Origin of the sequence: Streptomyces sp. NPDC012935 (assembly GCF_042900345.1) — a bacterium.
Taxonomy (GTDB): domain Bacteria; phylum Actinomycetota; class Actinomycetes; order Streptomycetales; family Streptomycetaceae; genus Streptomyces.
Genome location: NZ_JBIBBC010000003.1, coordinates 340,036 through 366,924, shown reverse-complemented (window position 1 = coordinate 366,924; position 26,889 = coordinate 340,036). Strand labels below are relative to the sequence as shown.

The 26,889-nt window shown below is 71.4% G+C and carries 17 protein-coding genes and 1 pseudogene; 14 read left to right on the top strand and 4 right to left on the bottom strand.

Annotation, left to right across the window (positions count from 1 at the left end; genetic code table 11):
* Positions 1-53 precede the first annotated feature (53 nt).
* Positions 54-596, top strand: a complete 543-nt coding sequence (locus tag ACFY5C_RS10515; RefSeq protein WP_389442892.1) for a hypothetical protein — start codon at positions 54-56, stop codon at positions 594-596.
* 67 nt (positions 597-663) lie between these two features.
* On the opposite strand, the gene ACFY5C_RS10510 is transcribed toward ACFY5C_RS10515, so the two are convergent.
* The gene (locus ACFY5C_RS10510; RefSeq protein WP_389442890.1) at positions 664-1,731 is read right to left on the bottom strand and encodes an O-antigen ligase family protein; all 1,068 of its coding nucleotides are present in this window, start codon (positions 1,729-1,731) and stop codon (positions 664-666) included.
* 380 nt (positions 1,732-2,111) lie between these two features.
* On the opposite strand from ACFY5C_RS10510, the gene lnt reads away from it, so the two are divergent.
* From lnt to ACFY5C_RS10490, 4 genes are all read left to right on the top strand, one after another.
* The gene (lnt, locus tag ACFY5C_RS10505) at positions 2,112-3,725 is read left to right on the top strand and encodes an apolipoprotein N-acyltransferase (protein ID WP_389442888.1); all 1,614 of its coding nucleotides are present in this window, start codon (positions 2,112-2,114) and stop codon (positions 3,723-3,725) included.
* A gap of 68 nt (positions 3,726-3,793) precedes the next feature.
* Positions 3,794-4,273: an NUDIX domain-containing protein gene (locus ACFY5C_RS10500; protein ID WP_389442886.1), complete on the top strand. Its 480-nt coding sequence runs from the start codon at positions 3,794-3,796 to the stop codon at positions 4,271-4,273.
* A gap of 54 nt (positions 4,274-4,327) precedes the next feature.
* On the top strand, positions 4,328-5,137 hold the full coding sequence (locus ACFY5C_RS10495; protein ID WP_389442884.1) for a 3-hydroxybutyrate dehydrogenase: 810 nt from the start codon (positions 4,328-4,330) through the stop codon (positions 5,135-5,137).
* Between the two features lie 153 nt (positions 5,138-5,290).
* A complete protein-coding gene (locus tag ACFY5C_RS10490) occupies positions 5,291-7,279 on the top strand; it encodes a helix-turn-helix domain-containing protein (protein WP_389442882.1) in 1,989 nt (662 codons plus the stop codon).
* Positions 7,280-7,334: 55 nt separating this feature from the next.
* On the opposite strand, the gene ACFY5C_RS10485 is transcribed toward ACFY5C_RS10490, so the two are convergent.
* Complete coding sequence (locus tag ACFY5C_RS10485; RefSeq protein ID WP_389442880.1) at positions 7,335-8,720, bottom strand: MFS transporter; 1,386 nt, start codon at positions 8,718-8,720, stop codon at positions 7,335-7,337.
* Positions 8,721-9,793: 1,073 nt separating this feature from the next.
* On the opposite strand from ACFY5C_RS10485, the gene ACFY5C_RS10480 reads away from it, so the two are divergent.
* Together ACFY5C_RS10480 and ACFY5C_RS10475 are read left to right on the top strand one after the other, a co-directional pair.
* Positions 9,794-11,935: a hypothetical protein gene (locus ACFY5C_RS10480; protein ID WP_389442878.1), complete on the top strand. Its 2,142-nt coding sequence runs from the start codon at positions 9,794-9,796 to the stop codon at positions 11,933-11,935.
* Between the two features lie 5 nt (positions 11,936-11,940).
* Positions 11,941-13,578, top strand: coding sequence for an amino acid ABC transporter substrate-binding protein (locus tag ACFY5C_RS10475; protein WP_389442876.1), 1,638 nt, complete (start codon positions 11,941-11,943; stop codon positions 13,576-13,578).
* 473 nt (positions 13,579-14,051) lie between these two features.
* Here the strand turns inward: ACFY5C_RS10475 and ACFY5C_RS10470 are convergent.
* A pseudogene (locus tag ACFY5C_RS10470) lies at positions 14,052-14,416 on the bottom strand (LacI family DNA-binding transcriptional regulator); the annotation flags it as partial.
* A 74-nt stretch (positions 14,417-14,490) separates the two neighbouring features.
* On the opposite strand from ACFY5C_RS10470, the gene ACFY5C_RS10465 reads away from it, so the two are divergent.
* On the top strand, positions 14,491-15,369 hold the full coding sequence (locus ACFY5C_RS10465; RefSeq protein WP_389442874.1) for a YhjD/YihY/BrkB family envelope integrity protein: 879 nt from the start codon (positions 14,491-14,493) through the stop codon (positions 15,367-15,369).
* A 1,791-nt stretch (positions 15,370-17,160) separates the two neighbouring features.
* Here ACFY5C_RS10465 and ACFY5C_RS10460 read toward each other — a convergent pair.
* Entirely contained in the window at positions 17,161-18,180 is a 1,020-nt protein-coding gene (locus ACFY5C_RS10460) for an ABC transporter permease (protein ID WP_389442872.1), read from the bottom strand.
* A gap of 1,082 nt (positions 18,181-19,262) precedes the next feature.
* Between ACFY5C_RS10460 and ACFY5C_RS10455 the strand changes: the two genes are divergently transcribed.
* The 6 genes from ACFY5C_RS10455 to ACFY5C_RS10430 all read left to right on the top strand — a co-directional run bounded on the left by ACFY5C_RS10455 (position 19,263) and on the right by ACFY5C_RS10430 (position 26,746).
* Positions 19,263-21,926, top strand: coding sequence for a LuxR C-terminal-related transcriptional regulator (locus ACFY5C_RS10455; protein WP_389442870.1), 2,664 nt, complete (start codon positions 19,263-19,265; stop codon positions 21,924-21,926).
* Positions 21,927-22,048: 122 nt separating this feature from the next.
* The gene (locus ACFY5C_RS10450) at positions 22,049-22,951 is read left to right on the top strand and encodes a phosphatase PAP2 family protein (protein ID WP_389443375.1); all 903 of its coding nucleotides are present in this window, start codon (positions 22,049-22,051) and stop codon (positions 22,949-22,951) included.
* A 119-nt stretch (positions 22,952-23,070) separates the two neighbouring features.
* The gene (locus tag ACFY5C_RS10445) at positions 23,071-23,505 is read left to right on the top strand and encodes an acyl-CoA thioesterase (RefSeq protein WP_389442868.1); all 435 of its coding nucleotides are present in this window, start codon (positions 23,071-23,073) and stop codon (positions 23,503-23,505) included.
* A 131-nt stretch (positions 23,506-23,636) separates the two neighbouring features.
* Positions 23,637-24,203 carry an ATP-binding protein gene (locus ACFY5C_RS10440; protein WP_389442867.1) on the top strand — a complete coding sequence of 189 codons (567 nt, stop codon included), beginning with the start codon at positions 23,637-23,639 and terminating at the stop codon, positions 24,201-24,203.
* A gap of 171 nt (positions 24,204-24,374) precedes the next feature.
* Complete coding sequence (locus tag ACFY5C_RS10435) at positions 24,375-25,598, top strand: acyl-CoA dehydrogenase family protein (protein WP_389442865.1); 1,224 nt, start codon at positions 24,375-24,377, stop codon at positions 25,596-25,598.
* Positions 25,577-26,746 carry an acyl-CoA dehydrogenase family protein gene (locus tag ACFY5C_RS10430; protein ID WP_389442863.1) on the top strand — a complete coding sequence of 390 codons (1,170 nt, stop codon included), beginning with the start codon at positions 25,577-25,579 and terminating at the stop codon, positions 26,744-26,746. Before ACFY5C_RS10435 ends, ACFY5C_RS10430 begins: the two co-directional genes overlap by 22 nt.
* Positions 26,747-26,889 lie beyond the last annotated feature (143 nt).

Sequence of the window (26,889 nt, the reverse complement as noted above, 5' to 3'; positions counted from 1 at the left end):
TCACCCTCTGCAGCGAGGTACCAGCAGAGCGAAACCTGAGTAACCTCATAGGCATGAGGGACCACCCCCACGGCAGGAAGCCGCACCCCGATGTCTGGACCGGGCGGGCGACCAACCGGGTCCAATGGCTGCTGGCGCTCGTCGGCGGCGCCTGCATGGCGCTCGGGATCGAGCTGGCCATCGACTCGCCCTGGACGGACGGCATCCTCCCGCTGGTCATGGCCGTCGTCGGCTGTATCGCGGCCGGGCTGCTGGTCCTCTTCGGCACTCTCGCGTTCGTGCACGTCGCCCTGCGGGTCGACCAGGAGTGCCTCGAGGTGCGCTGCGGCCACATCGGTGTGCCGCGCCGCCGAATCCCCCTGTCGGAGGTGGTGGGCGCCGACTTCGTCCCGTACGTCACGCCGCGCCACTGGGGCGGCTGGGGCTATCGGTGGCGGCCCGAGAAGGGCACCGCGGTGGTCGTACGGCGTGGTGAGGGCCTGGTGCTGCAGCTGTGGGACGGGCACACGTTCACGGTCACCGTGGACGACGCGGAGGCAGCTGTACGGGTGATCAGGGACCGGCTGGGGACCCGAACGGCCGACACGGCGCTCTGAGAACATTCCCCGTGAGCCGAGCCCTTGGCGGCCCGGTGTGCCGGCGGCCCCTGCATCCCGCTCCGAGTCATGGGGCGGGTCGCTCGCCACGCGCGTGTGCGTCGATCTCGCGCGGCGACGGCTCCTTGACGATCGGACGGGCCGTGGCCAGTCCCGCCAGCAAGCCCGCGCCCACCGACACGGTGGTGAAGCTGAGCGCGTTGCCGACCGCGGCGATCGCCGCCAGGGCCGTCAGGGCCGCGCCCGCGGTGAGCGCGACCGGGGTGGGGCGGGCGGTGCGCCACAGCGCGAACAGCATCCAGCAGAAGGCCGCTGCCAGCAGCAGCACACCGATGAGTCCCTGTTCGGCCGCCTGCTGCAAGAGCGCCGAGTGCGGCTTGCCGTCGGACGGCAGCGTCTCGCTCGCCGTCGTACTGAGCTCGCCGAAGCGCCCTGGGCCCGCGCCCAGGACAGGGTCCCGGCTCGCCAGGTGCGCGGCGTCGTGCCACAGCTCGATCCGGTGCCGGGTGAGCTGACCCTCCAGCCAGGCGGTGAGTCCGACGGGCGCCGCGTTGCTTGCGACCGTCCAGGTCAGGCCGGTCACCGCCGTCGCGCCCAGGGCCAGTCCCGCGATGCCCACGGCGCGATGGCGGATGTGGCCGGCGGCGAGCGAGCACAGCACTACGGCGGAACAGGCGATGAAGCCGCTGGTCGAGCCCAGCACCGCCGCGGTCACCGCGATTCCTGCGGCCAGGGCGCGCAGGCCGAGTCGCAGGGCCGGTGCCGAGGTGGTCCAGGCTGCGCAGCAGGCGGCGCCGGCGGCGAGAGTCAGTACGGCCGCGGTGGCCCCGGCATGGCCCAGCGGGACGTCGATCCGCGGCCCGGGGGAGAGGTGCGGAACGGTCAGGGTCAGGCTCACCGCGGCCAGTGCCCCGGCGCAGGGCGCGGCGACGGGCAGGAGCGCCCCGCTGATCCGGCCCGCGGCATAACCGGCGGACACGGCGAGGATCGCGAGCAGGACACCCTCGGGGCGGCCGTCGTGCACGGCAGCCGAGATCAGCGACCAGGCGGCGCAGGCCCCCAGCACCACTACGCCCGTCGCGTCGGAAACGTTTCGTCTGTCGTCGTCCTCATCCGGACCTGCCGCAGACGTCATCCCCGTGACATCCACCCCGCCCCCCGAACCCGGTCCCCCGACCTGTGACGGGCCCCGGCCGCCCGGACCTGACCGGCCGGTACGACTGAGGCTCCGGCATACCGTAACGGGTGAGGGGCGATTTGTGGACGTGTCGTGCAGGAACGATGCGTCACACGAAAGACCAAGGATGCGCCGTGCGGCTCGGCCCGGGTGCGGACGGGCCGTGCACGTCGGCCGGGGGCCTGCGTTCATGCGCGCGTGGGCGAGCCGGCATGGGACCTGTGCTCACGCGCGCGCGTGGGCGGGCCTGGGACCTGAGCTCACGCGCGCGTGGGCGGGCCCTCGCCGGCATCCGACCGCGCTGTCGGAGCCAAGGTCGGCCGCCGTACACTCCCGGAGTGACCGTCACCGCAACTTCCGTGGGCGAATCGGACCAGTTGGAGCCGCAGATCGCGACCGCCTCGCGCGCGGCACGGCTGGCGCGCCGCCTGGTTCCCGCCCTCGCCGCGGCGCTCTCCGGAGTGCTGCTCTACGTCAGCTTCCCGCCCCGCACCCTGTGGTGGCTGGCCCTTCCGGCCTTCGCCGTCTTCGGCTGGGTGCTGCGCGGCCGCAGCTGGAAGGCGGCCTTCGGCCTCGGCTATCTCTTCGGGCTCGGCTTCCTGCTGCCGCTGCTGGTGTGGACCGGCGTGGAGGTCGGACCCGGCCCCTGGCTCGCGCTGGTCGTGATCGAGGCGATCTTTGTCGCGCTGGTGGGCGTCGGCGTCGCCGCGGTGTCGAAGCTGCCTGGCTGGCCGGTGTGGGCGGCGGCGCTGTGGATCGCCGGAGAAGCCGCACGCGCGCGTGCGCCCTTCAACGGCTTCCCCTGGGGCAAGATCGCCTTCGGTCAGGCAGAAGGCGTCTTCCTGCCGCTCGCCGCGGTGGGTGGCACACCGGTGCTCGGCTTCGCGGTCGTCCTGTGCGGATTCGGTCTGTACGAGGTCGTACGCCTGGCTGTCGAGGCGCGGCGCACGCGAGTCGTACGGCGGTCCACTGCGGCCGTCGCCCTGCTGAGCGTGGCCGTACCGGTGGTGGGCGCGGTGGCCGCGCGGCCCCTGGTCAGCGACAAGGCGGAGGACGGCACCGCGACCGTCGCGGTCATCCAGGGCAATGTGCCGCGGGCGGGCCTGGACTTCAACGCCCAGCGGCGGGCCGTACTGGACTACCACGCGCGTGAGACCGAGCGCCTGGCCGCCGAGGTCAAGGCGGGCAAGGTCGACCGGCCCGACTTCGTACTGTGGCCCGAGAACTCCTCGGACATCGACCCGTTCGCCAACGCCGACGCCCGCGCCGTCATCGACACGGCGGCCAAGGTGATCGGTGCGCCCATCTCCGTCGGCGGAGTCGTGGAGCGGGACGGCAAGCTGCTCAACGAACAGATCCTGTGGGACCCGGCCAAGGGGCCCGTCGACACGTACGACAAGCGGCAGATCCAGCCGTTCGGCGAGTACCTGCCGCTGCGCTCGCTCGTCGGGGCGATCAACGAGAACTGGACCTCGATGGTCCGCCAGGACTTCAGCCGGGGCAGCGAGCCGGGCGTGTTCACCATGGACGGCGCCAAGGTCGGGCTCGTCACCTGTTACGAGGCCGCCTTCGACTGGGCCGTACGCTCCGAGGTCGTCGACGGCGCCCAGATGATCTCGGTGCCGAGCAACAACGCGACCTTCGACCGCAGCGAGATGACCTACCAGCAGCTCGCCATGTCCCGCGTCCGCGCGGTCGAGCACAGCCGGACCGTCACCGTGCCGGTGACCAGCGGTGTCAGCGCGATCATCATGCCGGACGGGACGATCACACAGCGGACGGGCATGTTCGTGCCCGACTCGCTGGTCCAGAAGGTGCCGCTGCGCTCCACCGAGACGCCCGCCACGCGACTCGGCATCCTGCCGGAGATCGCGCTGTTGGTTGTCGCCGCGGGCGGTGTCGGCTGGGCGGTCGGCGCCGGGATGCGCACACGACGCGCCGGTGACGTCTAGCGGTACGCCGAGCGCCTGCCTCCGGAACCCGCCGGGGGCGCCGCCACCAGCCCGTTAGGGTCGGGGCCATGGCTACTCCTGACTTCATTCGTACGATCCGGGCCTCGGCCGGCCAGCAGCTGCTGTGGCTTCCGGGCGTCAGCGCCGTCGTCTTCGACGACCAGGGACGGGTCCTGCTGGGGCAGCGCGCGGACAACGGCAAGTGGACGGTGATCAACGGCATCCCGGACCCCGGCGAGCAGCCCGCCGCTGCCGCCGTGCGGGAGGTGTACGAGGAGACGGGTGTCCGATGCGCCGCGGAGCGGGTCGTCCTCATCAGGTCCGGGGGCGAGGTCACCTATCCCAACGGCGACATGTGCCAGTTCATGGACATCACCTTCCGCTGCCGGGCCGTCGGCGGCGAGGCGCGCGTGAACGACGACGAGTCCCTGGAGGTGGGGTGGTTCGAGGTGGACGCCTTGCCCGTGATGGACGAACGTCAGCTGTTCCGGATCAAGCAGGCACAGTGCGATGAACCCACGTGGTTTGAGCCCATGACCTCGGACTGAAGTATGGGCTGTGGCCATATGTGGTCAGGCGGGGGCGCTGCCTAGGGTCGAGCCATGACCCCGCCCAGCACTCTTCCCGCTCAAGGCTCGTCGTCGGCTTCTCCGCTCGACCTCGGCGGCCGCACCGCCCTTGTCACCGGCGCCGCGGGCGGCATCGGCCGCGCCTGCGTGCTACGGCTCGCGGGCGCGGGCGCCAAGGTCAGAGCGGTCGACCGGGACGCCGCGGGGCTGGAGGAGCTCGCCGAGCGGGGCCGGGGCCTCGCGGGCGCCGTCGAACCGCACGTCCTTGACCTCACCGACCTGGATGCCGCCGAACTCGCCGCGGCCGGCACCGACGTGCTCGTCAACAACGCAGGGTTGCAACTGGTGCGCCCCATCGAGGAGTTCCCGCCGGACGTCTTCCACACGGTGCTCACCGTGATGCTGGAGGCACCGTTCCGGCTCATCCGTGGCGCCCTGCCCCATATGTACGGGCAGGGCTGGGGCCGCATCGTCAATGTGTCCTCCGTCCATGGGCTGCGCGCGTCGGCCTTCAAGTCGGCCTATGTGGCCGCCAAACATGGTCTGGAGGGACTCTCCAAGACCGCCGCCCTGGAGGGCGCCCCCCACGGCGTCACCTCCAACTGTGTGAACCCCGCCTATGTGCGCACCCCGCTGGTCGAGAAGCAACTCGCCGACCAGGCCCGGGCGCACGGCATCTCCGAGGAGCGGGTGCTGTCCGAGGTGCTGCTGCAGGACAGCGCGGTCAAGCGGCTCATCGAACCGGAGGAGGTCGCCGAGGCTGTGGCGTACCTGTGCAGCCCGTCGGCGTCCTTCGTGACCGGCACCTCGCTCGTGCTCGACGGTGGCTGGACAGCGCACTGACCGGTCGGGCTGATCGGGCCCGCTGACCGGTCGCACCGGCCGGTCGCACCGGTCGGTCGCACCGGTCGGTCGCACCGGTCGTCCGGTACGGGTGGAGCTCCGAGTTATCCACAGGGCTGACGAGGTGGCGGTGCGATGAGTAATCCTGTCGGCATGTCTCGCGATCACGTGCAGCCCGCCGAGCGTTCCGCCGCCCAAGCCGGAGCGCCCCTGAGCAGCGTCGATGCGGCCCCGAGCAGCGTCGATGCGGTCCCGAGCAGTGCCGAGGCGCCGTTCCTCGAGCTGCTGGCCCGGGGTGCGTCGGCCGACGCCTACGAGCAGCCGGTGCTGCTCGCCCGCGCCGAGGGCAGAGACACCGAGCGGATCGTCGCGCTCGAACAGGCCAAGCTGCTCGCGCTGCGCGTGCGCTCCGAACTGGAAGGGCGGCGCAGGCGTGAGGCCGAGCTGTCGGCCCTCTTCGAGACCGCCCACGATCTGGCAGGGCTCCGGGACCTGGACGCCGTACTGCAGGCGATCGTGCAGCGTGCCCGGTCGCTCCTCGGCACGGACGTCGCCTACCTCAGCCTGAACGACCCGGCCAGGGGCGACACCTATATGCGGGTGACCGAGGGCTCGGTCGCCGCCCGCTTCCAGCAACTGCGGCTCGGCATGGGGGAGGGCCTGGGCGGACTGGTCGCGCAGACCGCCCGCCCGTATGTCACCGACGACTACTTCAAGGACGAGCGCTTCCAGCACACCCTCGCCATCGACTCCGGCGTGCGGGACGAGGGGCTGGTCGCCATTCTCGGGGTGCCGCTGATGCTGGGACACCATGTGATCGGCGTCCTCTTCGCGGCGGACCGGCGCGCCCGGGTCTTCGAGCGGGAGCAGATCGCGCTGCTCGGCTCCTTCGCCGCTCTCGCCGCGGCCGCCATCGACACGGCGAACCTGCTCACCGAGACCCGCTCGGCCCTCGCCGACCTGGAGCGGGCCAACGAGATCATCCGTGATCGCAGCGGAGTCATCGAACGGGCCTCGGACGTGCACGACCGGCTCGCCGAACTCGTGCTGCGCGGCGGCGGTGTGCACGACGTGGCCGCGGCCGTCTCCGAAGTCCTCGACGGCACGGTCGAGTTCAAGGAGGCCACCGCCTCACCGGCCGGTGCCCTGGAGATCTCCCGCGTAGAAGGCCATGCGGTACGGCACGAAGACGACTGGATCGCCGCGGTCGCGGCGGGCGGCGAACTCCTCGGCGCGCTGGTCCTGCGCGGCCACCCGGGCCTCGACCCCGTCGACCAGCGCACTCTGGAACGGGCCGCGATGGTCACCTCCCTCCTGCTGCTCGCCCGGCGTTCGGCCGCCGAGGCCGAACAGCGCGTCCGGGGCGAGCTGTTGGACGACCTGCTCGACGCCCGCGACCGTGACCCGCGTCTGCTGCGCGAGCGCGCGGCGCGGCTGGCCGCCGACCTCGACGCCACCCACGTCGTCCTCGCCGCCCGCCTCGAAGCCACCGCGGCCGACGCCGAACAGGAGGCAGCCGCCCGCAGACGCCTGTGGTCCGCCGCGTCCCACCTCGCCGCCACCCGGCACGGTCTGGCCGCCGCTCGCGACGGCGGCACGGTCCTGCTGCTCCCCCTCGAAGCGTCGGACACGGCGACCGCCCTGGCCCGCCGCGCAGCCCGCCATCTCGGCACGGCCGTCCACGAGGCGGTCACGGTCGGTGCTTCCGCCCCGGTCGAGAACCTGGCCGCCCACCCGGACGCCGTGGCCGCCGCATACGAGGAAGGCAGGCGCTGTCTCGACGCCCTGCGGCTGCTCGGCCGCTCCGGGGAAGGCGCCGCCGCCGAGGACTTCGGATTCGTGGGGCTGCTGCTGGCCGGTGACCGCGACATCGCCGGCTTCGTGGACCGCACGATCGGCAAGGTCGTCTCCTACGACGAGCGACGCGGCACCGACCTGCTGCGCACCCTCGACGCGTACTTCGCCTGCGGGATGAGCCCGGCCCGCACCAAGGACGAACTGCACGTCCACGTGAACACTGTCGCGCAGCGCCTGGAACGCGTCGGCCGTCTCCTCGGCGAAGACTGGCAGAGCCCCGCCCGCGCCCTCGAGATACAACTGGCCCTGCGGCTGCACCGGTTGTCGACACCTGCACAGCGCTGACCCCCGCACGCCTCGGCGTACGGGGGCCGGTTCCAGGACCAGGTCCCTTGATGCCTCAGACGGAGTGCGCGTCCGCGGCCCGAGCCGTCACAGGCTCCGCGTCGTCCGCGGGCTCGATGTCGGCCAGGTCACGGTGCCGGGTCTCCTTGGCCAGGCCGATCGCGATCACCGTGAGGACGGCCGCGGCGATGACGTACAGGGCGATCGGGGTGGAGTTGCCGTAGTCGGACAGCAGGGCCGTGGCGATCAGAGGGGCGGGGGCGCCCGCCGCCACCGAGGCGAACTGCGCGCCGATCGAGGCACCGGAGTAGCGCATCCGGGTCGCGAACATCTCGGAGAAGAAGGCGGCTTGAGGGGCGTACATGGCGCCGTGCAGCACAAGGCCCACGGTCACGGCGAGAATCAGATTGCCGAAGCCTCCGGTGTCGATGAGCGAGAAGAAGGGGAACATCCACAGCCCGACGCCGACCGCGCCCAGCAGGTAGACGGGACGCCGCCCGATCCGGTCCGACAACGCACCCCAGGCCGGAATGACGGCGAAGTGCACGGCGGACGCGATGAGTACGGCATTGAGAGCGGTCTGCTTGGAGACGCCGGCCGAGGTGGTGGCATAGACGAGGATGAAGGCGGTGATCACGTAGTAGCTGATGTTCTCCGCCATACGCGCACCCATCGCCACGAGCACATCACGCCAGTGGTGCCGCAGTACGGAGACCAGCGGGAGCTTCTCGGCCGTGGCCGCGTGTGCGACCTTGCGTGCTTCCGCCTGGGCCAACGCCTGCTTGAAGACAGGCGATTCATCGACAGACAGACGAATCCACAAACCGACGATCACCAGTACGCCGGAGAGCAGGAAGGGGATCCGCCAGCCCCAGCTGACGAAGGCGCTGTCCGACAGCACGGCCGTCAGCAGCGACAGCACGCCGGTCGCCAGCAACTGGCCCGCAGGCGCGCCGGTCTGCGGCCACGAGGCCCAGAAGCCACGACGCCGCGCGTCCCCGTGCTCGGACACCAGCAGCACGGCCCCGCCCCACTCACCACCGAGCGCGAAGCCCTGCACCAGGCGCAGTACGGTCAGCAGCACGGGCGCGGCGGTGCCGATGGTCGCGTGCGTCGGCAGCAGCCCGATCGCGAAGGTCGCCGCACCCATCAGCAGCAGACTCAGCACCAGCAACTTCTTACGGCCGAGCCGGTCACCGTAGTGCCCGAACACAAGCGCGCCCAGCGGACGGGCGGCGAATCCGACGGCGTACGTGAGGAAGGACAGCAGCGTGCCGACGAGCGGATCGGAGTCCGGGAAGAACAGCTTGTTGAAGACAAGGGCGGCGGCGGAGCCGTAGAGGAAGAAGTCGTACCACTCGATGGTGGTGCCGATGAGGCTGGCGGCGACGATGCGCTTGAGATTGCCTGGTGGTGGGGGAGCGGTGGTTGCGGAGGCCATGTGCGCCACTTCCTCGTGTGCGGTGGGGACGGGTATGTGTTCGCACACGGTAGGAATCTGCTGGTCAGGGGCACATGTGGTGGGACTACATAGTTCGGGGGCAGGGTGTGCATGTTGCCCCCATGTCGGTGCTTCGAGGGCGGTACCGAGGCCTTGATCGGCAGCAGATCTGCCGGTGTCTGTGTTGCGTTGTTCGGGGTGATTTGACTTTGGCGTGCTGACTCCCGTGCTGACTTGGTGCTGACTACGCTCCGATGAACTCGGACAAGCCCTTGCCGCTCAGCCTCCGCGGGCATGGGCAAGGCGCTGCAGCCGGGCGGCTGAGTTCGTCCGCGCCGGGATCTCGGTGAGTAGTCCCTGGTGCCATAGCGCGGGCCTCGCGGTACCACATGGCACAGGTTGTAGGGACCGTCCGGGGGCGTCCAGCCACTCCAGCACGGGCGTGAAATTGCAGGTCAGAGCCTTCTGGTCCGGGAGGGTCCGCGCGGCGTGCGGCAGGCTGCTGCTCGCCGTCGACCCGATGACCGGGATCTCGACGAGTCACCATCGTCTCTGTTGGTCGGACCGAGCCGAACAGGTACGGGACATGCCGGTCGATGCCATCGATTCCGCGCGCAGTGAGTGGGTGCCTCCGGAGAAGGTGCCCGAACTGGTGGTGCGCCGTGAGATCCGGTCGGCGAACGCGGTGGCCAACCTCTGCACCATCGTCGTCGCGGCTCCCACAATGAGCAGTCCTGACCGGCGGCGGGGCTGGTGCACGCAGAAGGTGCGATCTTTGGCAGGGTGTTCCCATCGCTGGACGCGAAGGAAGCCGACCGCGGCTACACGGTCACGTACGACGCCACGCTGGGCGCCAACACCGCGCTGGACGGCCGTACTCATACCATCCGGAGCACTGGCGCGTCGGCCCCACCGCGCCATGAAGTAACGACATCAGGCACCTTGGATCCCCACCACCAACTTCCTTTCACATAACAGCCGTTGTCCTGGCTGAAGCTCTCGTGTTCCACTAATCTCCATCCACCACATCGATCACCCGCTCCTGGGCGGGAGGGTATCCACGGGGGAGATGCGTGTGTGAGGACCTGGGCTTCGAGAGACTCCTCGACGCGGACGGTTTCTTCGCACGCCTGTTAGGGCGGTCGCCGTCGGGTGCCGAGCGCAAGTCGTTGTACGGCCCCGACCTGCCCGTGGTGCTGCTCACCGGCGGCCCGGGGATGGGCAAGGGGCGGCTGCTGAGGGCGGTGCACGACCGTTTCGCCCGCCAGGTGCCGGTGATCCGTCTGGACTGCGCCTCACCGGTGTACGCGGACCGGGCTGGACCGGAACCCGGTGCCCGTTCGGCGGTGACCGAGGCCCTGGTCGAGGCCGCCCTGCTGCTGCACACGTGGCGGGGAACGGGCGGCGCGTTCACCTTCCCGCGCTTCTTCGCGGGCCTGGCGGTGATCGCGACCGGCGTCGCGGGCGGCACCGGTGAGGCGATCAGGACTGAGGTCGAGCGGTACGAGGAGCTGATCCAGCAGCCGCGCCTGCGCGGTCTGGGGGTGCGCGACTTCTGGCGCGGCGCGCTCCTCGGGGCCGTGCGGAAAATGCTGGAGGTCCTGGCCGGACAGACACTCGGCCCGTACGGGGCCGCCGCGCTCACCGCGCTTCTCGACACCCTCTTCGAGCGCCTGACGCCCCAGGGCGAGGCGGAACTGACTCGGATCTACGGCGAGTATCCCGGCGCGGCCGGCCAGCCCAAGCACGGGCTGCGCAGGCTCGCCGACGACTTCCGGGACGGCGGCGAGAAGCGGGAGGACGCGGAGCGCTTCCTGTTCCGGGCGCTGCGCGAGGATCTGGAGGCGGCGTACGGCGGGCTGGGGGGCTGGCTGGGCAGGGTCGGCCGCCCGGGACTGCTGCTGGACCACGCCGAAGAACCGCTGGGCGAGCGGCTGCTGCGCGCCGTGCTCACCGACCGCCGGGGCGGGCAGCGCGACCGCGTGGTGATCGTGGGCACGGCGCGCCGGGCGGACGGCGGCGACTTCCTGCACGGGGGTCTGCCACCGAGGGAGGTGGCGGCGTTCCGGCCCGCCGACGGGGTGCCGGCCACCTGGTCCCGCCGCAGGGACCCGGAGGGGGACCGGGGTCCGCTGTCCGCCGGGGTGCTCCTGCTGCGGATGCCCTTCCTCACCGGCGACCAGCTTCGCCGGGCGACCGAGCGAATACAGCTGGGCGCGGAGCGGGAGGGCGGTACGCATCGCCGCCGTATCACCGCCGCCGTGGCCCAGCTGAGCGGCGGACGGCCGCACACGGTGATCCGGCTGGCCACCGCTGCCGCCGACCACCCGATGGAGACGGACGACAACGACCGGGCCATCCTGGACGCCAAGCTGCACTACCCGGACGACTCCTCCGAGCGGCCGGTGACGGACGTACTGCTTCAGGAGCTGATCCTCGACCAGATGCCGGTGCGGCTGCCGGACGAGCACCATGACCAGTGGCTCGATCTCCTCACCCATCTGTCGGTGGCGCACGACCCGGAGTGCGCGGACGTCCTGCTGCGCCATCACCAGGAGGGCCGCGTTCACCGCCTGACCGCTCATCAGGTCGCGGAGCTGCTCAAGGACACCGGATGGCCGAGCTGCGGGCGGCACTTCATCGGGGACTTCGGACTGCGCCAGCTGCTGGTGCACCGGCTGTACGGGCTGGAGCGCGCCGGCGCCGCCTGGTACGCCGACCACCATCTGCTGCGTGACCACTACGCCGTGAGCGGGCCGGGCGGCGGTGCGTTCCACTCGGTGACGACCCACCGGATGAACCACCACCTCGTCTCCGGCGGCGTCGACGACGTGGTCCGCCACCTCGCCGCCACGCTCCCCGGCCGCCCCCGTCAGTGGTGCGAGGAACTGCTGGAGATCGCCCAGGCGCCCTATCCGGGCGGGGCGGACGAGCGCCGCAAGCGCGCCCAGGGCCGGGTCCCGGTGGACGGACCGCCGCTGCGCCGTACCGTCGACCAACTGCTGCACGCCGTATGGCTGTGCGAGGAGCGCACCAGGCCGACCGGGGGCGAAATGGCCCGCACGTTGGAGCAGTTGCTGAGGCAACTGTCGACCATGGACTTCGACGGCGCCGGAGAACTCGGCCCGACAGCCACCGAGTGGAGCCAACTGGCCGCGAACGAGCAGCCGTTGCTCCGCTGCGACTGCACCGATCAGCTCGGCCGAAGGAGGTAGCGGGGATGCCCGGCTGGATACCCAGGTGGAACAGACTGCCCAGGTGGGGAAAGATCCTCTACGCGCTGGCGGGCGTGGCGGTGCTGGTGGCCGCCGGCGTCTACGGCGTTCCCGCCCTCCAGAAGCCGGACACCTGCCACGACGGTATCGAGAAGATCGGCGGCGAGTGCATCGGCGTCGACGGGGCGGGCTACGACTTCGGCACACTGGAGATCAGCGCAGTGGCCAAGGCCATCTCGGAGGAGAACAAGAGGATCGCGAACCAGCCCCACGTCACCGTGGCGATGATGCTGCCCCTCCAGTCGGACACGGCGGGGTTGCGGCGGCAGATGCGCAGCGACCTCCAGGGCGCGTATCTGGGACAGCGGCAGGCCAACTCGGGCGAGGGCCGAGTGCCCAAGATCCGGCTGGTGCTGGCCAACCCGGGGCTGAGCTACGGCCATCAGGACAAGGTCGTGAGCACGCTGCTCGACATGGCCGAATCCGACAAGGACAAGCTGCGGGCCGTCACGGGCTTCAACCTCACCCTCGACGCCACCGAGGAGGCCGTAGAACGTCTGACGGAAAACGGCGTCCCGGTGCTCGCCTCCCGGATCAGCGGAGACGGGATCGCGAACGTCGACGGGGAGAAGCAACGATTCCCCGGCCTGGCCCGGATCATCCCAACCAACGGCAACGCGGCCGAGGCCCTGGCCAACTTCAACGGCGAGCGGGGCCGGGAGAACGCCAGGACGGTGCTGGTCTACGACACCCGCCCGGATGCCTACGTCGAGTCGCTGGCGAGCGCGTTCCGGGGGATCAAGGAGACGGGTCCGGCCGGTCCCGCCGATATGCCCTTCGAATCCCCGGGGATCGACGAGGCCGGCTCGACCGGCGGCCAGTTCGAGCAGATCGCCAACAACATCTGCGGTTCCGCGGCCGACACCGTCTACTTCGCGGGGCGCACGCTGCACCTGCGGATCTTCGCGCTCACGCTCGCCAAGCAGACCTGCGCGGACCGGCACTTCACCCTGGTCAGCGGCTCCGACGCCGCCTCGCTGCGGCAGGCCATGTCCGAGAAGGACTGGGCGCAGCTGCGCGGCGACGACGGCGGGGCGAAGGTGACGGTCCAGTACGCCGCCCCCGCGCACCCGGCAGCCTGGGACACCGAACTGGCCGCCTGGACGAAGCAGTGGAAGGCGACGCACGACCGCGAGCCCACCGCGAACGAACTCCCCCAGTACCTCACGGAGCCCAAGGCGGCCCTGGACGCCCTCAACGACCTGATCAAGAGCACGAGCAGGGCGGGCACAGACCTCGGCTCCACCCCGAACCTGGAGGACTCCCGCACCATGCTCGTCTACGACGGCCTCGTCACCATCGGCACGGCCCTGCACGAGGTACAGGGCAACGACGCCGAGCAGGCGCCCAGCCTCGCGGACGTCCGCCAGGAGTGGTCGAAACTCCAGTCGGTGCACCGGGTGAAGGGCACGAGTGGCCTGATCTGCCTGACCAGCGGCGGGAATCCGTACGACAAGCCGGTCGCTGTGGTCGAACTGAACCCGGGCCAGGGCGTGCGAGGGACCCTGAAGTTCGTCGGTCTGGGCTGGCCCACCGGCAAGGAACAGCCGAAGAACTGCGTGATCCCGAGCGGCACTTCCTGAGACAGCCGAACCCTCTCTCAGCTCACCCCCAGCAGACTCTCCGCGATTTCTCGGTTTGCTGTCGCACTCCTCCCTGCCAGGCTCGGAACGAGCGCCGTGCATCGTGAAAGTTGCACGTTGCCGCAAACGTCGGCGGCTGGCGAAATGCAGGTGGTCCCACGTCAGCAGGGCACCGCCGCTGCGCGCCGCGTCCTGAAGGACGCGCCGGACGATGGTGGCCAGCTTGTCGATGGTCTCGATCGGCAGACGGTCAGGGTGAGACAGGGCGTCAGCTTCTGGGGCGAGGGCGGGCTGCGCAGGGTTCGCTGCGCGCGGAGCGGTGCGTCGCTGCGCGGCCGAGACGCGGGCCTTGAGCCGGCGCTTCCAGCGTTTGATCCGTACCTCTTCGACGACCGGCAGTCGTTGTTCCAACTGGCGGCGCGTCGAGCCGATCGCATCGAGGGCCGTGGAGAGTTGCTGGGTGGCCAGCGTGTCACCGGAGGGGCCAGCACCAGCGCGAAGCCGTGCACGAGCGCCCGCTCGGGGACCGCCGCGGCCACCCCTATGGAGAAGTCGAGCCGGGACGGACCGCCCGCGACGGCGAACGGAATCGACGATGCGAGCGCGATCGCCCTGGCCAGCCCCCTGCGCAGCCGCTGCGCGCGGAGGTCGGGCCGGTAGCCCGGCTCGGCCGCGATCCGCTTCACCCTTCCGGGGTGCGCAGATCGACCTTCCCCAGCCCGTTGAGGGCGTGCGGGAGGGTCGTACGGGACTCGGAAGCGGCCCTGGCGACGTCGGCGATTGTCGGCGGCCGGCCGAACAGGGGGTCGATCGCGGGCACCTCGGTATTTTCCTCCATCGACGGGGCCGGGAGACACCCGTTCGGAGGCAAGCACGTCGGGTCCCGCCCGGCGGACGGGTAGTCGACGGCACATGCCCCTTAGATTCGGTGCGTCGGCTGACGGCCACGCCGCGCATCACGGCCACTGGTTCGCTCGGCTCCATCGGCGGGTGCTCACCTCGTGGATCGGGCTCGCCTGGAACCGGGGGCGCGAGATGGAGCTGATGCACCGTGCCATGGGCTTCGCGGCGCTGAGCTTCCTCACGCTGCTGCCGTTGTTGGTCGTCGTCGCGGCGGCCGACCTCGCGAGAGGTCAGGGCTTCGCCAAGTGGCTGGTCCAGGGCCTAGGTGTGTCGGCGGTGTCGCAGGAGGAGATCGAGCGGATGTTCGGCCGGCCGGGGCAGGCGCTGCAGCGCACCACGGCGCTCGGCCTCGCCGCGCTGGCCGCGTTCGGTGTGACCTTCGGCTCGGCCGTACAGATCGGGTACGAGCGAGTGTGGGACCTGCCGACGGCGCGCTGGCACACGATGTGGCGCCATGTCGTCTGGCTGGCCGTACTGACCGGCTCCCTGCTGCTGTTCTTCGCCGCGCCCACCCCCGAGGAGTCGTCCGCCCTGAAGACGGTGCTGGTCGCCGCGGTCGATGTGGTCGGTGCGTTCGTCTTCTTCTGGTGGTCGCAACGGCTGCTGCTCTGTGGCCGCATTCGTTGGCGGGCGCTCGTGCCCGGGGCTGCGGCGACGGCCCTGGGGCTCCTCGGGCTGCGGGTCTTCTCCCAGCACGTCTTCTCGCCGCTGATCGCGTCGAACACGGTGACGTACGGCCCGTTCGGGACCATTCTGGTTCTGCAGTCCTGGCTGGTCGGCGTGGGTTTCGTGGTGTATGGAGGGGCTCTGGTCGGCCGACTCTTCCACGAGCATCTGGACCGGCGTCGGCTCACCGTCCAAGCGGCCACACGGCCGCCGCTGTCATGAACCGAAGCCCTGCGGAATGCTGGTTACTACTGCTGTCATCCACCGGACCTCTCGCGGGGCGCCCGCGGCAAGGGAGTCGTGCCGTTCGCCAAGCGGCTGATGCCACCCGAGACGCGGCGGCGTCTCCCGCGGTCGGCGAGCGCGCACGACCTCCTGCGCATGTGCCTTCGGTCTCCGCTGCCAGGCTGTCCCCACGAGCACCTTCGGTGTCGGCGCGGCGCACCGCCGTTCAACGGTGTGCGGGCTCAGCGGGTGGTGAGGAGAAGCCGGCTGGAGCCGTCGGGCAGGCCGGCGATGCCCAGCTGATCACCGGCGAAGGTTCCGGCGCCTCCGATGCCCCCCACGGGCCGAAAGGTGTCCATCTTCGGCGTGGTAACGCTCCAGCCAGGCGATGACTTCACGTCGGAACCGGCGGTGATCAGACGCTGTCCAGGGCAGGGGGCTGCATCGTCGTCTACCGATCGACGGACCACGTAAGCTCCGCTTCGCCGATCCGAGCGCGCGGGCCACAAGTGTGCAGCGGACGCGGAGGTGCCGAGGGAGCTGCTGCGCGTCCCCCACCTCGTCGGCTCGCGGGTTCTCGCCCGTGGCTTCGCCGTCCTGCGGGCACTGCTCGACTGAATGCCCCGCAACTGGACGCGCGCCCGGAGTGCTCAGCCTCCGGGCGCTGTGCATGGGCACCTCCTGGCCGCTTCCGGCCGTCAGCCGTTGCCCCCACGCATCCGTGCGATGACGCTGTCGCGGATCGCGGCCCGGCGTGCCTTGCTGGCGTCGTGACGCAGTGGCTGATCTGTCCGCGGCCGCTCCGCTGCCCGGCTCGTGAACGAGACGCCGTCACATATCTACCGACGGGGCTCGGCGTAAGGCATCCGTACGAATACAGGACGCGGATGCGCGGGCCGGGTGCGGACGGGGGAGAGGGTGCGGCGTCAGCCTGAGTGTCGGGCAGATGGCGCCGTGGTTGCGCGCGCGGCGCGGAGCTTGGAGATGTCGACCCTCCGCAGGGAGAACACCATGCGGGGCTCCAATTCGGGGCCAGGCGCGGTGCAGGTGCACCATGCGTCGGCACGCCCCGAGATTTTGCAGCGCAGCGACAGCGGCCAGGACGTCCGGTGGGTGAAGTCGGAGTCGGCAACATGGATACGAGAGGGCATGAGGCGTCACCTTGACCAAGTGAGGGGGCGGGGGCGCCTTCCACATCACCGTACGTCCGGCCGCTTGCGCGCTCGGGGTCCTCCCCAAACACACCCCAAGGTCTCCGGACCGGCCCACCGTGCTCCCTGCCGGACAGAGAAGAGGCGGTGCGACCTGATCGGGGGATGTCAGGTTGCACCGCCGGGCGAGTGCGCAGAGAGGTCAGCTGCGCGGTCTCGCGTGGAACCAGGATCTTCCGCCGGTCGCCGGTGCGCATGGGTAGTGGTTACTCGCATCCGTTCCGGACAGACACGCCTCCGGGAAACGTGGAGTAGCGATCCCTCAGGTCGCCCGCCGTCCGACGGGGTTGACTCGGAGAAGCAGGGCGGACAGGGGCCGCCCCGACCCCGGCCCGCCCCGTGGGGGGCGTCGGCCGGGGGCCCGGCACGGAGGGACGACGGCGGACGACCGTGCCGGCGGGGGATCCTCGCCTTCCGCCCAGGTGCCCCCTCACGGCGGAAGGCGAGGATGCCCCCTCACCGGGGCGCGCCGTGTGGCCCCCTTCGGGCGCCGCACGGTGCCCCGGGCACGACGAAGTCCCCTCAGTGACCTGGGGGAGGAAGGCCACTGAGGGGACTGGTGCGGCAGGCGCCCGTACTACGCCGTCATGAGTGCCGGCGCCTCCTGGTGAGCCCTTCGACGACCGCTCAGAGCCAGCAGCGCCAGGCCTCCGAGGGCCCACACGAGGAGAACGGTGAGCGGCTTGGCCGCACCTGCGCCGTCGAAGAAGGTGACGGACCGCAGCAGGCTCGCGCCCGCACCCGGTGGCAGCAGTTGTCCGATGGACCCCCATGGCGTCGGGAGCATCTCGGGAGCGGAGGCGACCCCGGAGAGCGGATTGCCCAGCAGAAGGATCGTCAGGGCGCCCAGCCCCAGGCCGGGGTGGCCCAGAGCGGAGCCGAGGCCGGCGACGCTGCCGGATATCGCCATCACCATCAGCGCGACGACCGACGCCTCCATCAGGTACGAGCCGTTCAGTGCCCCGATCCAGCCGTGCACCAGCGCCGTGGTGGCCAGACCCGCGAAGGTGGCGAACAGGCAGACGCCCAGGAATCGTGACGTGCGGCTGGTCAGCCGCACCGCGAAGAGAACGCCGCCGATGATGCCGGTCAGGACCACCGGCAGGACACTGGACGCGAATGCGGCGCCGTGCGAGTCCTTGGCGGGCGCCGGCTTGATGTCCTCGACCGGGACGTCGTCGCCGGTCTTCTTGCCGAGTTCTGCGGCTACCTGGCCGAACGCGGAGCTGACGGCGGCGCTGGCGGCGGTTGCGACCAGCACCTTCACCTCACTACCCCGGACCACGACGGCCGCGTAGGCGTCCCGGTCGAGCAGTGCCTGCCGAGCGGCGGCCTCGTCGGCGCGGGTGGAGATGTCGAAGGCGCCGGGCTTGGCCCGCTCGAGCTGTTCTTGCAGGGCGGCCGAGACCGGACCCTCGCCCGCGACGACGACCGGCACGTCATGGGGGCTCATCCGCGCTGCCGGCCACGCGAAGGCGATCAGTACGACCAGCTGGACAACGGCCAGGACAGCGGCGAGTGCGAGGGGCAGGGGCGCCTTGTCGGCAGCCCTCGGGGGACCGTCGGCGATCGACTCGCCGTTCGGTGCGGTGTTCATGAAACCTCCAGAGAGCGGACTGCGCGGCCGCCGTCGGCCGGGGCGGCTCCCCGGGGTGGGCGAGGGCGGCACGCAGCGCGGACGCAGGCGGACGCCACCCGGCGGCGGTGCCCTGCCTGCTCGCCCAGCACTCCGCGGGCCACCGCGTCAGGGCCGCCTCGTCGTGTGCTGTGACGGAAAAAGGCTACGAGCGCGCCATCGGGCGCGGTGAGTAAGCGGTACTCCACTGCCGGGACCGAGGTCGCTTGTCCTTTGCCCGGCCCGTCGGCCGCTGCCTGAGGCTCGATCACCGACAAGCCCAGTGAACGCACGGATGCGAACGGCATACCGATCTCGCAGTGTGGCCTGTTGTGCCCAGGAACGGCCAGGAGATGTCATGGAAGCGGCCAGCACGCAGCGCCCACGTCGGAAACGACGCAGGGCAGTGCGCGCCGGTAGGAGTGCGGTCGGCGAGACTGCGGGCGTCTTCCTGGCGGGTGCCACCGGCCACGGCAGACCGGGGAGGCGCCCGCCGGTGCGCGGCAGTCGCGGCTGCCCGCCGAGCGCCGTACCGGATATGTCTCCGTCGGGCGCGTTGCCGGTTACGCGTCGGCCCGGCGCCGTCCCGGAGACGCCTCCGCCGTGTGCGGTGCTGAATACGCCCCCGGCGTCCCCCGTACCGGATACCTGGACGCCGTGCGCCGTACTGGATACGCCGCCGCGCTGGCGCGTACCGGATACGTCTCCGGTGTGGCCGCGCGTGCCGGGAGCGTTCGCCGCTGTTCACGCCGTCGAGCCTCCGGGACGCCCCGCAGTCGAGGTGCCGGGCGCCCGTGACACCTGGCTGCCGGGGCGCTGGAGAGCCGTCGTACCCGGTGACGCTTTCCCCTCGGGTGGCCCGCCCCTCTGAACACCACCACCTCCACCGCCCCGAGGGGCAGCAGGGCACCGCACCGGCATCAGTACCCGCGCAGCGTCCCGGCCGCCCCAAACCTTGGGGTGCTGCCCCAACGCGAGGGAGACGGCCCGCGCCGGAGCATCGATGACAGGGCCCGTACGGGACCTCACTTCACCACCACCTACCCGACGCATGGGGGATCACGATGGCCTCGACCGTGCACACGGCACCCTCCGCCGGCCCGTACCTCATCCATGGGTCCGCCGAGCTCACCATGGTCGACCGACCCGCCCTGGTCGGACGTGACCGTGAGTTGTGCCTCGCACTGCGTGCCCTCCATCCCTCCACCGGACCGGGTGGGGTCCTGATCGTCGGCGCCCCGGGCGTCGGGAAGACCCGCCTGGGCGAGGAGATCGTGGCCGCCGCGTCCTCCTCGGGGGACCCCGGCGGCGGCCCGGCGGCCGAGGACCGCTCCGCCGAGGGCGCCCTGCCGGCCGTGCCCCGCGCCACGGCACACCACGTCGAGCACCTCACCCCCTGGGGAGTGCGGGCGGCGGCGCAGCGCCTCCTGCGCGCCGCCTCGCGCCGCCCGCGGATCCTGTGGGTCGACGATGCCCATCTGGTGCCGCCGGACGGCCTGGAGTCCTTGCGTGAACTCGTCCACCAGCGGCAGGCCCGGTTGCTGCTGGCGGTCACCGCCGATGAGGTGCCCGCTCACTTCCCGCCGCTCTGGAAGGACCAGCACCTCGTCCGTGTGGACCTCGGCCCCCTCGACGTCCTCTCCACCCGGCGTCTCGCCAGCGCGCTGCTGGACCACCAGCTCACGCAGCCGAGCGTGGTGCGGCTGGCCACGATGTCGGCCGGCAATCCGCTGCTGCTCCGGGAACTGGTCCGGGCCGCCCTGGCGCAGAACCTTCTGGTCCAGGACGACAGTCAGGCATGGCGGCTGGGCAGCGGTGTACCCGGCTCCAGGGCGCTGAGGGAGCTGGTCGCCCGGCGGCTCTCCCCTCTGTCCGACGACTGCCGGCAGGTGCTGGAACTCATTGCCCTGGCCGAACCGGCTCCCCTCCATGTCCTGGAGAAGATCGCGCCCGCCGACACGCTCCTGGCCCTGGAGGACCAAGGGCTGCTCCGTGTGCCGGACCCCCGGGGCCACCGGACGGGACAGGACGGGTCGTCAGTGACCGTCGCCCACCCCTACCTCGGTCATGTGCTGCGCCAGAGCGTCGCCCCGCTGCGCCGGAGGCACTATCTGCGGACATGGGCGGCGGCTCTCCCACCGCTGGACGCCCGGCGGCCGGTCGACCGCGTCCGCCTCACCCAGTGGCACCTCGACGCCGGCGACATCCCTGAGCAGGGCCTGCTGCTGGACAGCGTGGCACAGGCGCTCCGGGACCACGACGTCCCGACCGCCGTCAGGTTGGCGGCGGCCGCGTGGGACGCCCACCCCACCGCTGCGGCGGCCGAGCTCAACGCGCGGGCCATGTTCGCCGCGGCCGCCTTCCAGGACCTGCACGACTTCGTCGCGAAGGTGGGGCTCGGCCACCCCGAACACGCCACGCTGCTCGCACCGGTCGAGGCAAGGGCCTACCTCGTCGAAGGCCGGTACGAGGAAGCGGACCGTGTCGCAAGGGAACTGGCAGATGGTCAGTGCGTCGCCCTCGCCGCCGTGACGGCCTTCTTGCGCGGGCGCTTCTCGGACGCCCTCCACCACGCCGAAGGCGTCTGCCGCGACCACACAGCGCCGTACTGGATGGAGGCGGGACTGATCGCCATGGGGTCCCTGTGCCGCCTCGGCCGTCCGCACGACGCCCTCGATCTGTACGCGGACCTGCGCGAGCGCCGCGACCTCCGTGGGGTCCCCGCACCCGGCGAGCCGTCACTGCCGTTCGGCGAGGACTCGCTCGAGGAGATGCACGCGCTCGCCCTGCTGGGTGTCGGACGGCTGGAGGACGCGGAGACCGTCCTGACCGGCGAATACCGCCGGGTCACCCAGCGCAGCTGCGTACGCGTCGACGCCCAGCGCGGGCTGGCCCTCGGCATCGCGCTCCAGGAACGCGGCCGCGTCCGCGACGCGCTCCCCCATTTCGCCTTCACCCCTGCCTACCAGGTCGGCTGGCAGCCGTGGCACGCCAAGGCGCGCATCCACAGCGCGCTGGCCCACAGTTCTCTGCCGCCGACGCCGCACGGCCAGGTGGCCGATCGACTGGACGACCTGGAGGGGGGGTTCTACGGTGCGGAACTCGCCGTCGCCCGCGCCTGGCAGGCCCACCGGCGGGGCGACCAGGACGTGGCGACCGGACTGTTGCACGCCGCGGGTGACGCCGCGCTCGACGACGGCAGGTACGCGGACGCCGTCCTCGTCTTCCACGAACTCGCCAGGCTGGGCCTGCCCGCGCATCCGGCAGTCGATCGGGACATTCCGCTGCAGGGCGCGTTCCTGCGCGGTCGCCTGCACCTCGCGCGCGCCGTGAGCTCCGGCGACGTGAAACAGCTGGGACAGGCGTGCCGGGTCCTGGCCGACGCGGGAGCCCTCCTGTACGCGGCCGAGGGCTACGCCGAGCTGGCCCGGCTGCAGCGCCGCTGCGGCAAGGACCGCGCGGCGACGGCATCCACCGCGCAGGCGCGCTCATTGCTCGCGCAGTGCGGTGAGGTGGCCACGCCGCCCCTGCACTTCCTGGGAGAGACAGCGGCGCTGTCACCGAGGGAGCGGACCGTGGCACGCCTGGCCGCCCAAGGGCTCACCGACAAGGAGATCGCCGGCCAGTTGGTGGTCTCGCCGCGCACCGTCAGCAACACCTTGTACCGCATCTACCAGAAGGTCGGCGCATCCGACCGGCGTCATCTGCGCCGGCTGTTGTCGTCATAGCCGGACAGGATCCTCCCGTGCACCTCCCGACCCGCGTACCTCCACGAAGCCCCGTCCGACGGTTCAGTCCGCCCGGTCCGACGGCCACGGCATCCGGCGCACCAGGCGCGTGGAGGGCGGCGATCAAGGAACTGACGCTGGTCGCGGTGCTCTTCCTGGCCTACAAGTCCGGCCGCCTCGCCGCGGACGGACACGTCGAGAGGGCCTTCGAGACGGCACACGACGTCTGGCACCTCGAACGGATGCTGCGCTGGCCTTCCGAGGATGCCGTCCAGGACCTCCTGCTGCGCAGCGCGGGCCTCACCGAGATGGCCAACAGCTACTACGCGTGGGTGCACTTCCCGGCGACAGGTCTCTTCCTCGTGTGGATGTACTGGCGCAAGCGACGCCACTACTACTGGGTACGCCGGGTGATGGTGCTGCTCACCGCGGCGGCCCTCGTGGTGCACCTGGTGGCCCCGCTGGCCCCGCCCCGGATGCTGGCCGAGGCCGGCATGGTGGACACCGGACGCATCTTCGGTCCCTCCGTGTACGGCGCCCCCGGCACCGACTCGATGGCCAACCAGTACGCAGCCATGCCCTCCCTGCACGTGGGCTGGGCCGTCGTCGTCGCGGTGGGCCTCATAGCCGTCTCCCGGTGTCGGTGGCGGTGGCTCTGGCTGATCCATCCGCTCGTCACCCTGCTGGTGGTCGTCGGCACGGCCAATCACTACTGGCTGGACGCCGTCGTCGCCTGCGTCCTGCTGGCCGGCTCGTTCGGGCTCGCCGTCCGGCCGCGGCCGGACGCGGCCGCGGGGCGCAAGGGTGACAGAGAGGCCGTCGACGTGATGGACACCTCGGTACAGGGCCGCGCTCCGGAGCCGGCGACTGGCGGCGGAGGCCGTCTTCCCCGGCGGCATGCCCACCGCATGGTGGCGGCCCGGCTGCGCTACGCGGCCTGGTGGACGTGGGCGGCACTGCCCCGGCCCCGGCGACGGTCCGCCTGGCGTCCCGGCTCCTTGCAGGCCCGCATGCCGGACGAGTAGGCGCTACTCAAGACATCCGCGCCCCGCTCCATAAGTTGGCCCCTACAAGCAAAAGGGGCGGACGCGGTGCGCTGACCCGCCGCCGGCCGGCGCCCCGCACATCCGAGGAGACGCTCCACGTGCTGGACCTGGACATCATGTACCGAGGAACTGTCTACCCGTGGCACTGCGACCACATGGGCCACATGAACGTCATGTGGTACGTGGGCAAGTTCGACGAGGCGACCTGGCAGATGTTCTCCCGGATCGGGCTGACCCCCTCCTACCTCCGGGAACAAGGGCGGGGCATGGTCGCCGTCGAGCAGCGGATCGCCTACAGGCGCGAACTCCACGCCGGAGACGTGGTGGTCGTGCGCACGGGGGTCCTAGAGGTGAGGGCCAAGACCATCCGCTTCTTCCACCGGATGGAGAACGCGGCCACGGGCGAGGTATCCGCGATCACCGTCATCACGGGAGTCCACATCGACACCACGGCACGGCGGGCCGTCGCGCTGCCCGACGAGCAGCTCGCCGCCGCCGAGAAGATGATCACGGACGACGATCCCGGCATCTGACGGTGCCGGGGTCTGGGGGTAGGGGCCTTAGGGCTTGGGGCTGGTTTGGGGGGCGGCCCCGATGTCGCCGGTACGGCGAAACGGTGGAGTGGAGGTGAAAGCTTCGGTCCCCGAGTTGAGGGGTGTTGGCAATGACCACCCGGCCCGAAACCACCCAGTCCGTCCGGGACGAGGACGCGGTGTGGCCCCTGCCTCCCCTCTGCGGCGTCCTCGGCGCGGCGTACACCTGGTTCGTCCAGCCGGACCCCGTTTCCGCGCCCGCCGCCGGACGTCTGGTCCGCCGCCAGCTCGCCCTGTGGCGGGTCGGGGCGACGACCTCCGGCCTCGTCGCGCTCGCCGTCGAGGAACTGGTCGCCGCAGCCGTCGAGCACAGCGCCCCGCCCCTGATGCTGGAGGTGGCCCGCCGCCCGGGTCACATCGCGATCGCCGTGCGCAGTGCTTCCCCGGTACGCAAGCCGCTGGTCGCCGCGCACTACATCGAGCAGCACGGCCTGACGCTCGCCGAGGCCCTCGTCGAGGACCTGTTCATCACCGCGGTGCCCGGGGACAGCGGCAGCGCCGTCGTCGTCCACGTCGCCGATCGCCCGGACGAGCCGCAGCCCGATGCGGACACGCCGGCCACCGGGTCCGCCTCCGCCCCGGAGGAGGTCTGCCCCGCCCTCGGCCGGCAGCCGGCCGAGAGTACACATCACTCATGAGAAGGCGCCCCCTGCGCGGTTGCATGGGGCATGGCTGGAACGTGGGGACGGCCTGGCCGACTGCCGGTGGGTTTCGCGGCCTCCGAAAGTCAATCCACTCCCCCCTCCCGGTGGCTGCGGGAGGGGGGAGTGGATTTTTCTCTTGAGCGCACGAGAGGCATTTCCATGGCAATGACAAAGCCACAGAACGGCAGGGACGGGAAGTCCTGGACACCGGAACTCGTCCGGTCGACCGCCAGACGCTTCCTCGCCGAGAACGACCCCCGGGGCATGGACAGCACCGCGTTCCTGTCTGCCCGGTACGACGCGGGGCTGGCCTGGATCCATTTCCCTCCCGGCTGCGGCGGGCTGGGCGCCCCGCGCGCACTCCAGCCGGTCCTGGACGCGGAACTGGAGGCCGCCGGCGCCGTCGTCGACAGCCCTTCCACCTTCGTCATCGCTCTCGGCATGGCAGCACCGGTGCTGATCGCGTGGGGCACGCAGGACCAGAAGCAGCGGTTCCTGCGCCCTCTGTTCGCCCGGCAGGAGGCGTGGTGCCAGCTCTTCAGCGAGCCGGGCGCCGGGTCCGACCTGGCGGCGCTCGGCACCCGGGCGGTTCCCGACCCGGCCACCGGCGACTGGGTGGTCGACGGACAGAAGGTGTGGACCTCCCACGCCCACGAGGCGCGGTGGGGGCTCCTGCTGGCCCGGACCGACCCCGCCCTCCCCAAGCACCAGGGTCTGACCTACTTCGTGGTCGACATGACCGCGCCGGGCGTCGAGGTACGTCCGCTCCGGCAGGCGACGGGCGAGGCCGAGTTCAACGAAGTGTTCCTCACCGCCGTGCGTGTGCCCGACTCCCACCGGCTGGGGGAGGTGGGCGAGGGGTGGAAGGTCGCCGGCACCACGCTGATGAACGAGCGCGTCGCCATCGGCGCCGACCCCCTGCCCCGTGAGGGCGGGATGATCGGCAAGCTGGCCGACGCCTGGCGCGCACGGCCGGAGCTCCGCACGCCGGGACTGCATGCGACGCTGGTACGGCAGTGGGTGGACGCCGAGGCCCTGCGGCTGACCGCCGAGCGCCTGCGGCAGGGCCTCGCCGTCGGGCAGCCCGGCCCCGAGGGGTCCGCCACGAAGATCGCTTTCGCCCGGCTGAACCAGAAGGTCTCCGGGCTCGCCCTCGACTTCCTCGGGGAGGAGGGGCTGCGCTACGACGACTGGACGTTCCGCCGCCCGGACCCCGGCCGGGACATCGCAGAGCGTTCGTTCGGCTACCTCTATCTGCGCAGCAAAGGACTGTCCATCGAGGGCGGCACCACCGAGGTGCTTCGCACCATCGTCGCGGAACGAGTCCTCGGCCTGCCCCAGGACGTCAGGACCGACAAGCACACACCATGGAAGGACCTGCCCAGGTGAGCACCGCCCGCGAAGTCTCCCCCACGGTCAACCTCCTCTACAGCGAGGTCGAGGAGGACCTGCGCACCCAGGTGCGCGCCCTGCTCGCCGACCGCTGCCCACCAGAAGCGCTGCTCGCCCGGGTCGAGACCGACAGCGTCCACGACCCGGCGCTGTGGCGGTTGCTGGCCGACGGCATCGGGGTCGCCGGGCTGAGCGTCCCGGAGGAGCTGGGCGGGGCCGGTGCCACCTGGAGCGAGACCGCCCTCGTGCTCGAGGAGCTGGGGCGCGCCGCCGCGCCCGTGCCGTACCTGGGCAGCAGCGTCCTCGCCACGGCCGCGCTGCTGGCGGCGGGGGACACCCGCATACTGCCCGCGGTCGCCTCCGGGCAGCGGATCGCCGCCTTGGCCGTTCCCTTCGCCATCTGGCCCGGATACGGCCTCCCCGGCTCCGTACGGGAGACCGGTGGCAGACTCGACGGCACGGTGCCGGGCGTGGCCGACGCGCTCGCGGCTGATGTCCTGCTCGTACCGGCGACCGGTCCGGACGGTCCGGGCCTGTACGCCGTCGAGCTGTCCTGCGCCGGGCGGGCGGTGGACCGCCGGTCGGTCACGTCGCTGGACCTCACCCGTCCGCTCGCCGATGTCGTCCTGATGTCGGCGCCCGCCACGGCGGTCGCCGTCGGCGCCGACGCGGAGCGCGCTGTGGAGCAGGCACTCGTCACGGGCGCGGCGCTGCTGCCCTCCGAGCAGCTGGGCGTGGCCCAATGGTGCCTGGACACGACGGTGGCGTACGTGAAGGAGCGTCACCAGTTCGGACGTCCCATCGGCTCCTTCCAGGCGGTGAAGCACCGCCTGGCCGACTTGTGGGTGCTGGTGGCGCAGGCGCGGGCCGTCGCCCGCAACGCCGCTGCCGCCCTCTCCGCGGACTCCGTGACCATGCGTACCGAAGTGGCGGTGGCGCAGGCGTTCTCGTCGGAAGCCGTGGTCGAGGTGGCGGAGGAAGCCCTCCAGTTGCACGGGGGCATCGGGTTCACCTGGGAACACCCCGTCCATCTGTACCTCAAGCGGGCGAAGAGCACGGCGCTCGCGCTCGGTACGGCGGACCGGCACCGGGCCGCCCTCGGCTCGCTGGCCGATCTGCCCGGCGCGGTGACCACGCGCCCCTGACCGGTGCGAACGGCGCGGGTCCCCCGTAAACCAGCCGGGGCCCCCCCCCCGTTTTGGGTGCTACCCCCCGGGCGGGGCGCCCGCGCCCAGAGGGGGCCCCGCCACGACCCGGTCCACGCACATATGGAAACAAAAACCCGGCC

Excerpts from the sequence above, each read along its gene's own strand:
- ACFY5C_RS10515 (WP_389442892.1), top strand. The coding sequence starts at position 54 with ATGAGGGACCACCCCCACGGCAGGAAGCCGCACCCCGATGTCTGGACC.
- ACFY5C_RS10510 (WP_389442890.1), bottom strand. The coding sequence starts at position 1,731 with ATGACGTCTGCGGCAGGTCCGGATGAGGACGACGACAGACGAAACGTT.
- ACFY5C_RS10500 (WP_389442886.1), top strand. The coding sequence starts at position 3,794 with ATGGCTACTCCTGACTTCATTCGTACGATCCGGGCCTCGGCCGGCCAG.
- ACFY5C_RS10495 (WP_389442884.1), top strand. The coding sequence starts at position 4,328 with ATGACCCCGCCCAGCACTCTTCCCGCTCAAGGCTCGTCGTCGGCTTCT.
- ACFY5C_RS10490 (WP_389442882.1), top strand. The coding sequence starts at position 5,291 with ATGTCTCGCGATCACGTGCAGCCCGCCGAGCGTTCCGCCGCCCAAGCC.
- ACFY5C_RS10485 (WP_389442880.1), bottom strand. The coding sequence starts at position 8,720 with ATGGCCTCCGCAACCACCGCTCCCCCACCACCAGGCAATCTCAAGCGC.
- ACFY5C_RS10475 (WP_389442876.1), top strand. The coding sequence starts at position 11,941 with ATGCCCGGCTGGATACCCAGGTGGAACAGACTGCCCAGGTGGGGAAAG.
- ACFY5C_RS10465 (WP_389442874.1), top strand. The coding sequence starts at position 14,491 with ATGCCCCTTAGATTCGGTGCGTCGGCTGACGGCCACGCCGCGCATCAC.
- ACFY5C_RS10460 (WP_389442872.1), bottom strand. The coding sequence starts at position 18,180 with ATGAACACCGCACCGAACGGCGAGTCGATCGCCGACGGTCCCCCGAGG.
- ACFY5C_RS10455 (WP_389442870.1), top strand. The coding sequence starts at position 19,263 with ATGGCCTCGACCGTGCACACGGCACCCTCCGCCGGCCCGTACCTCATC.
- ACFY5C_RS10440 (WP_389442867.1), top strand. The coding sequence starts at position 23,637 with ATGACCACCCGGCCCGAAACCACCCAGTCCGTCCGGGACGAGGACGCG.
- ACFY5C_RS10435 (WP_389442865.1), top strand. The coding sequence starts at position 24,375 with ATGACAAAGCCACAGAACGGCAGGGACGGGAAGTCCTGGACACCGGAA.
- ACFY5C_RS10430 (WP_389442863.1), top strand. The coding sequence starts at position 25,577 with ATGGAAGGACCTGCCCAGGTGAGCACCGCCCGCGAAGTCTCCCCCACG.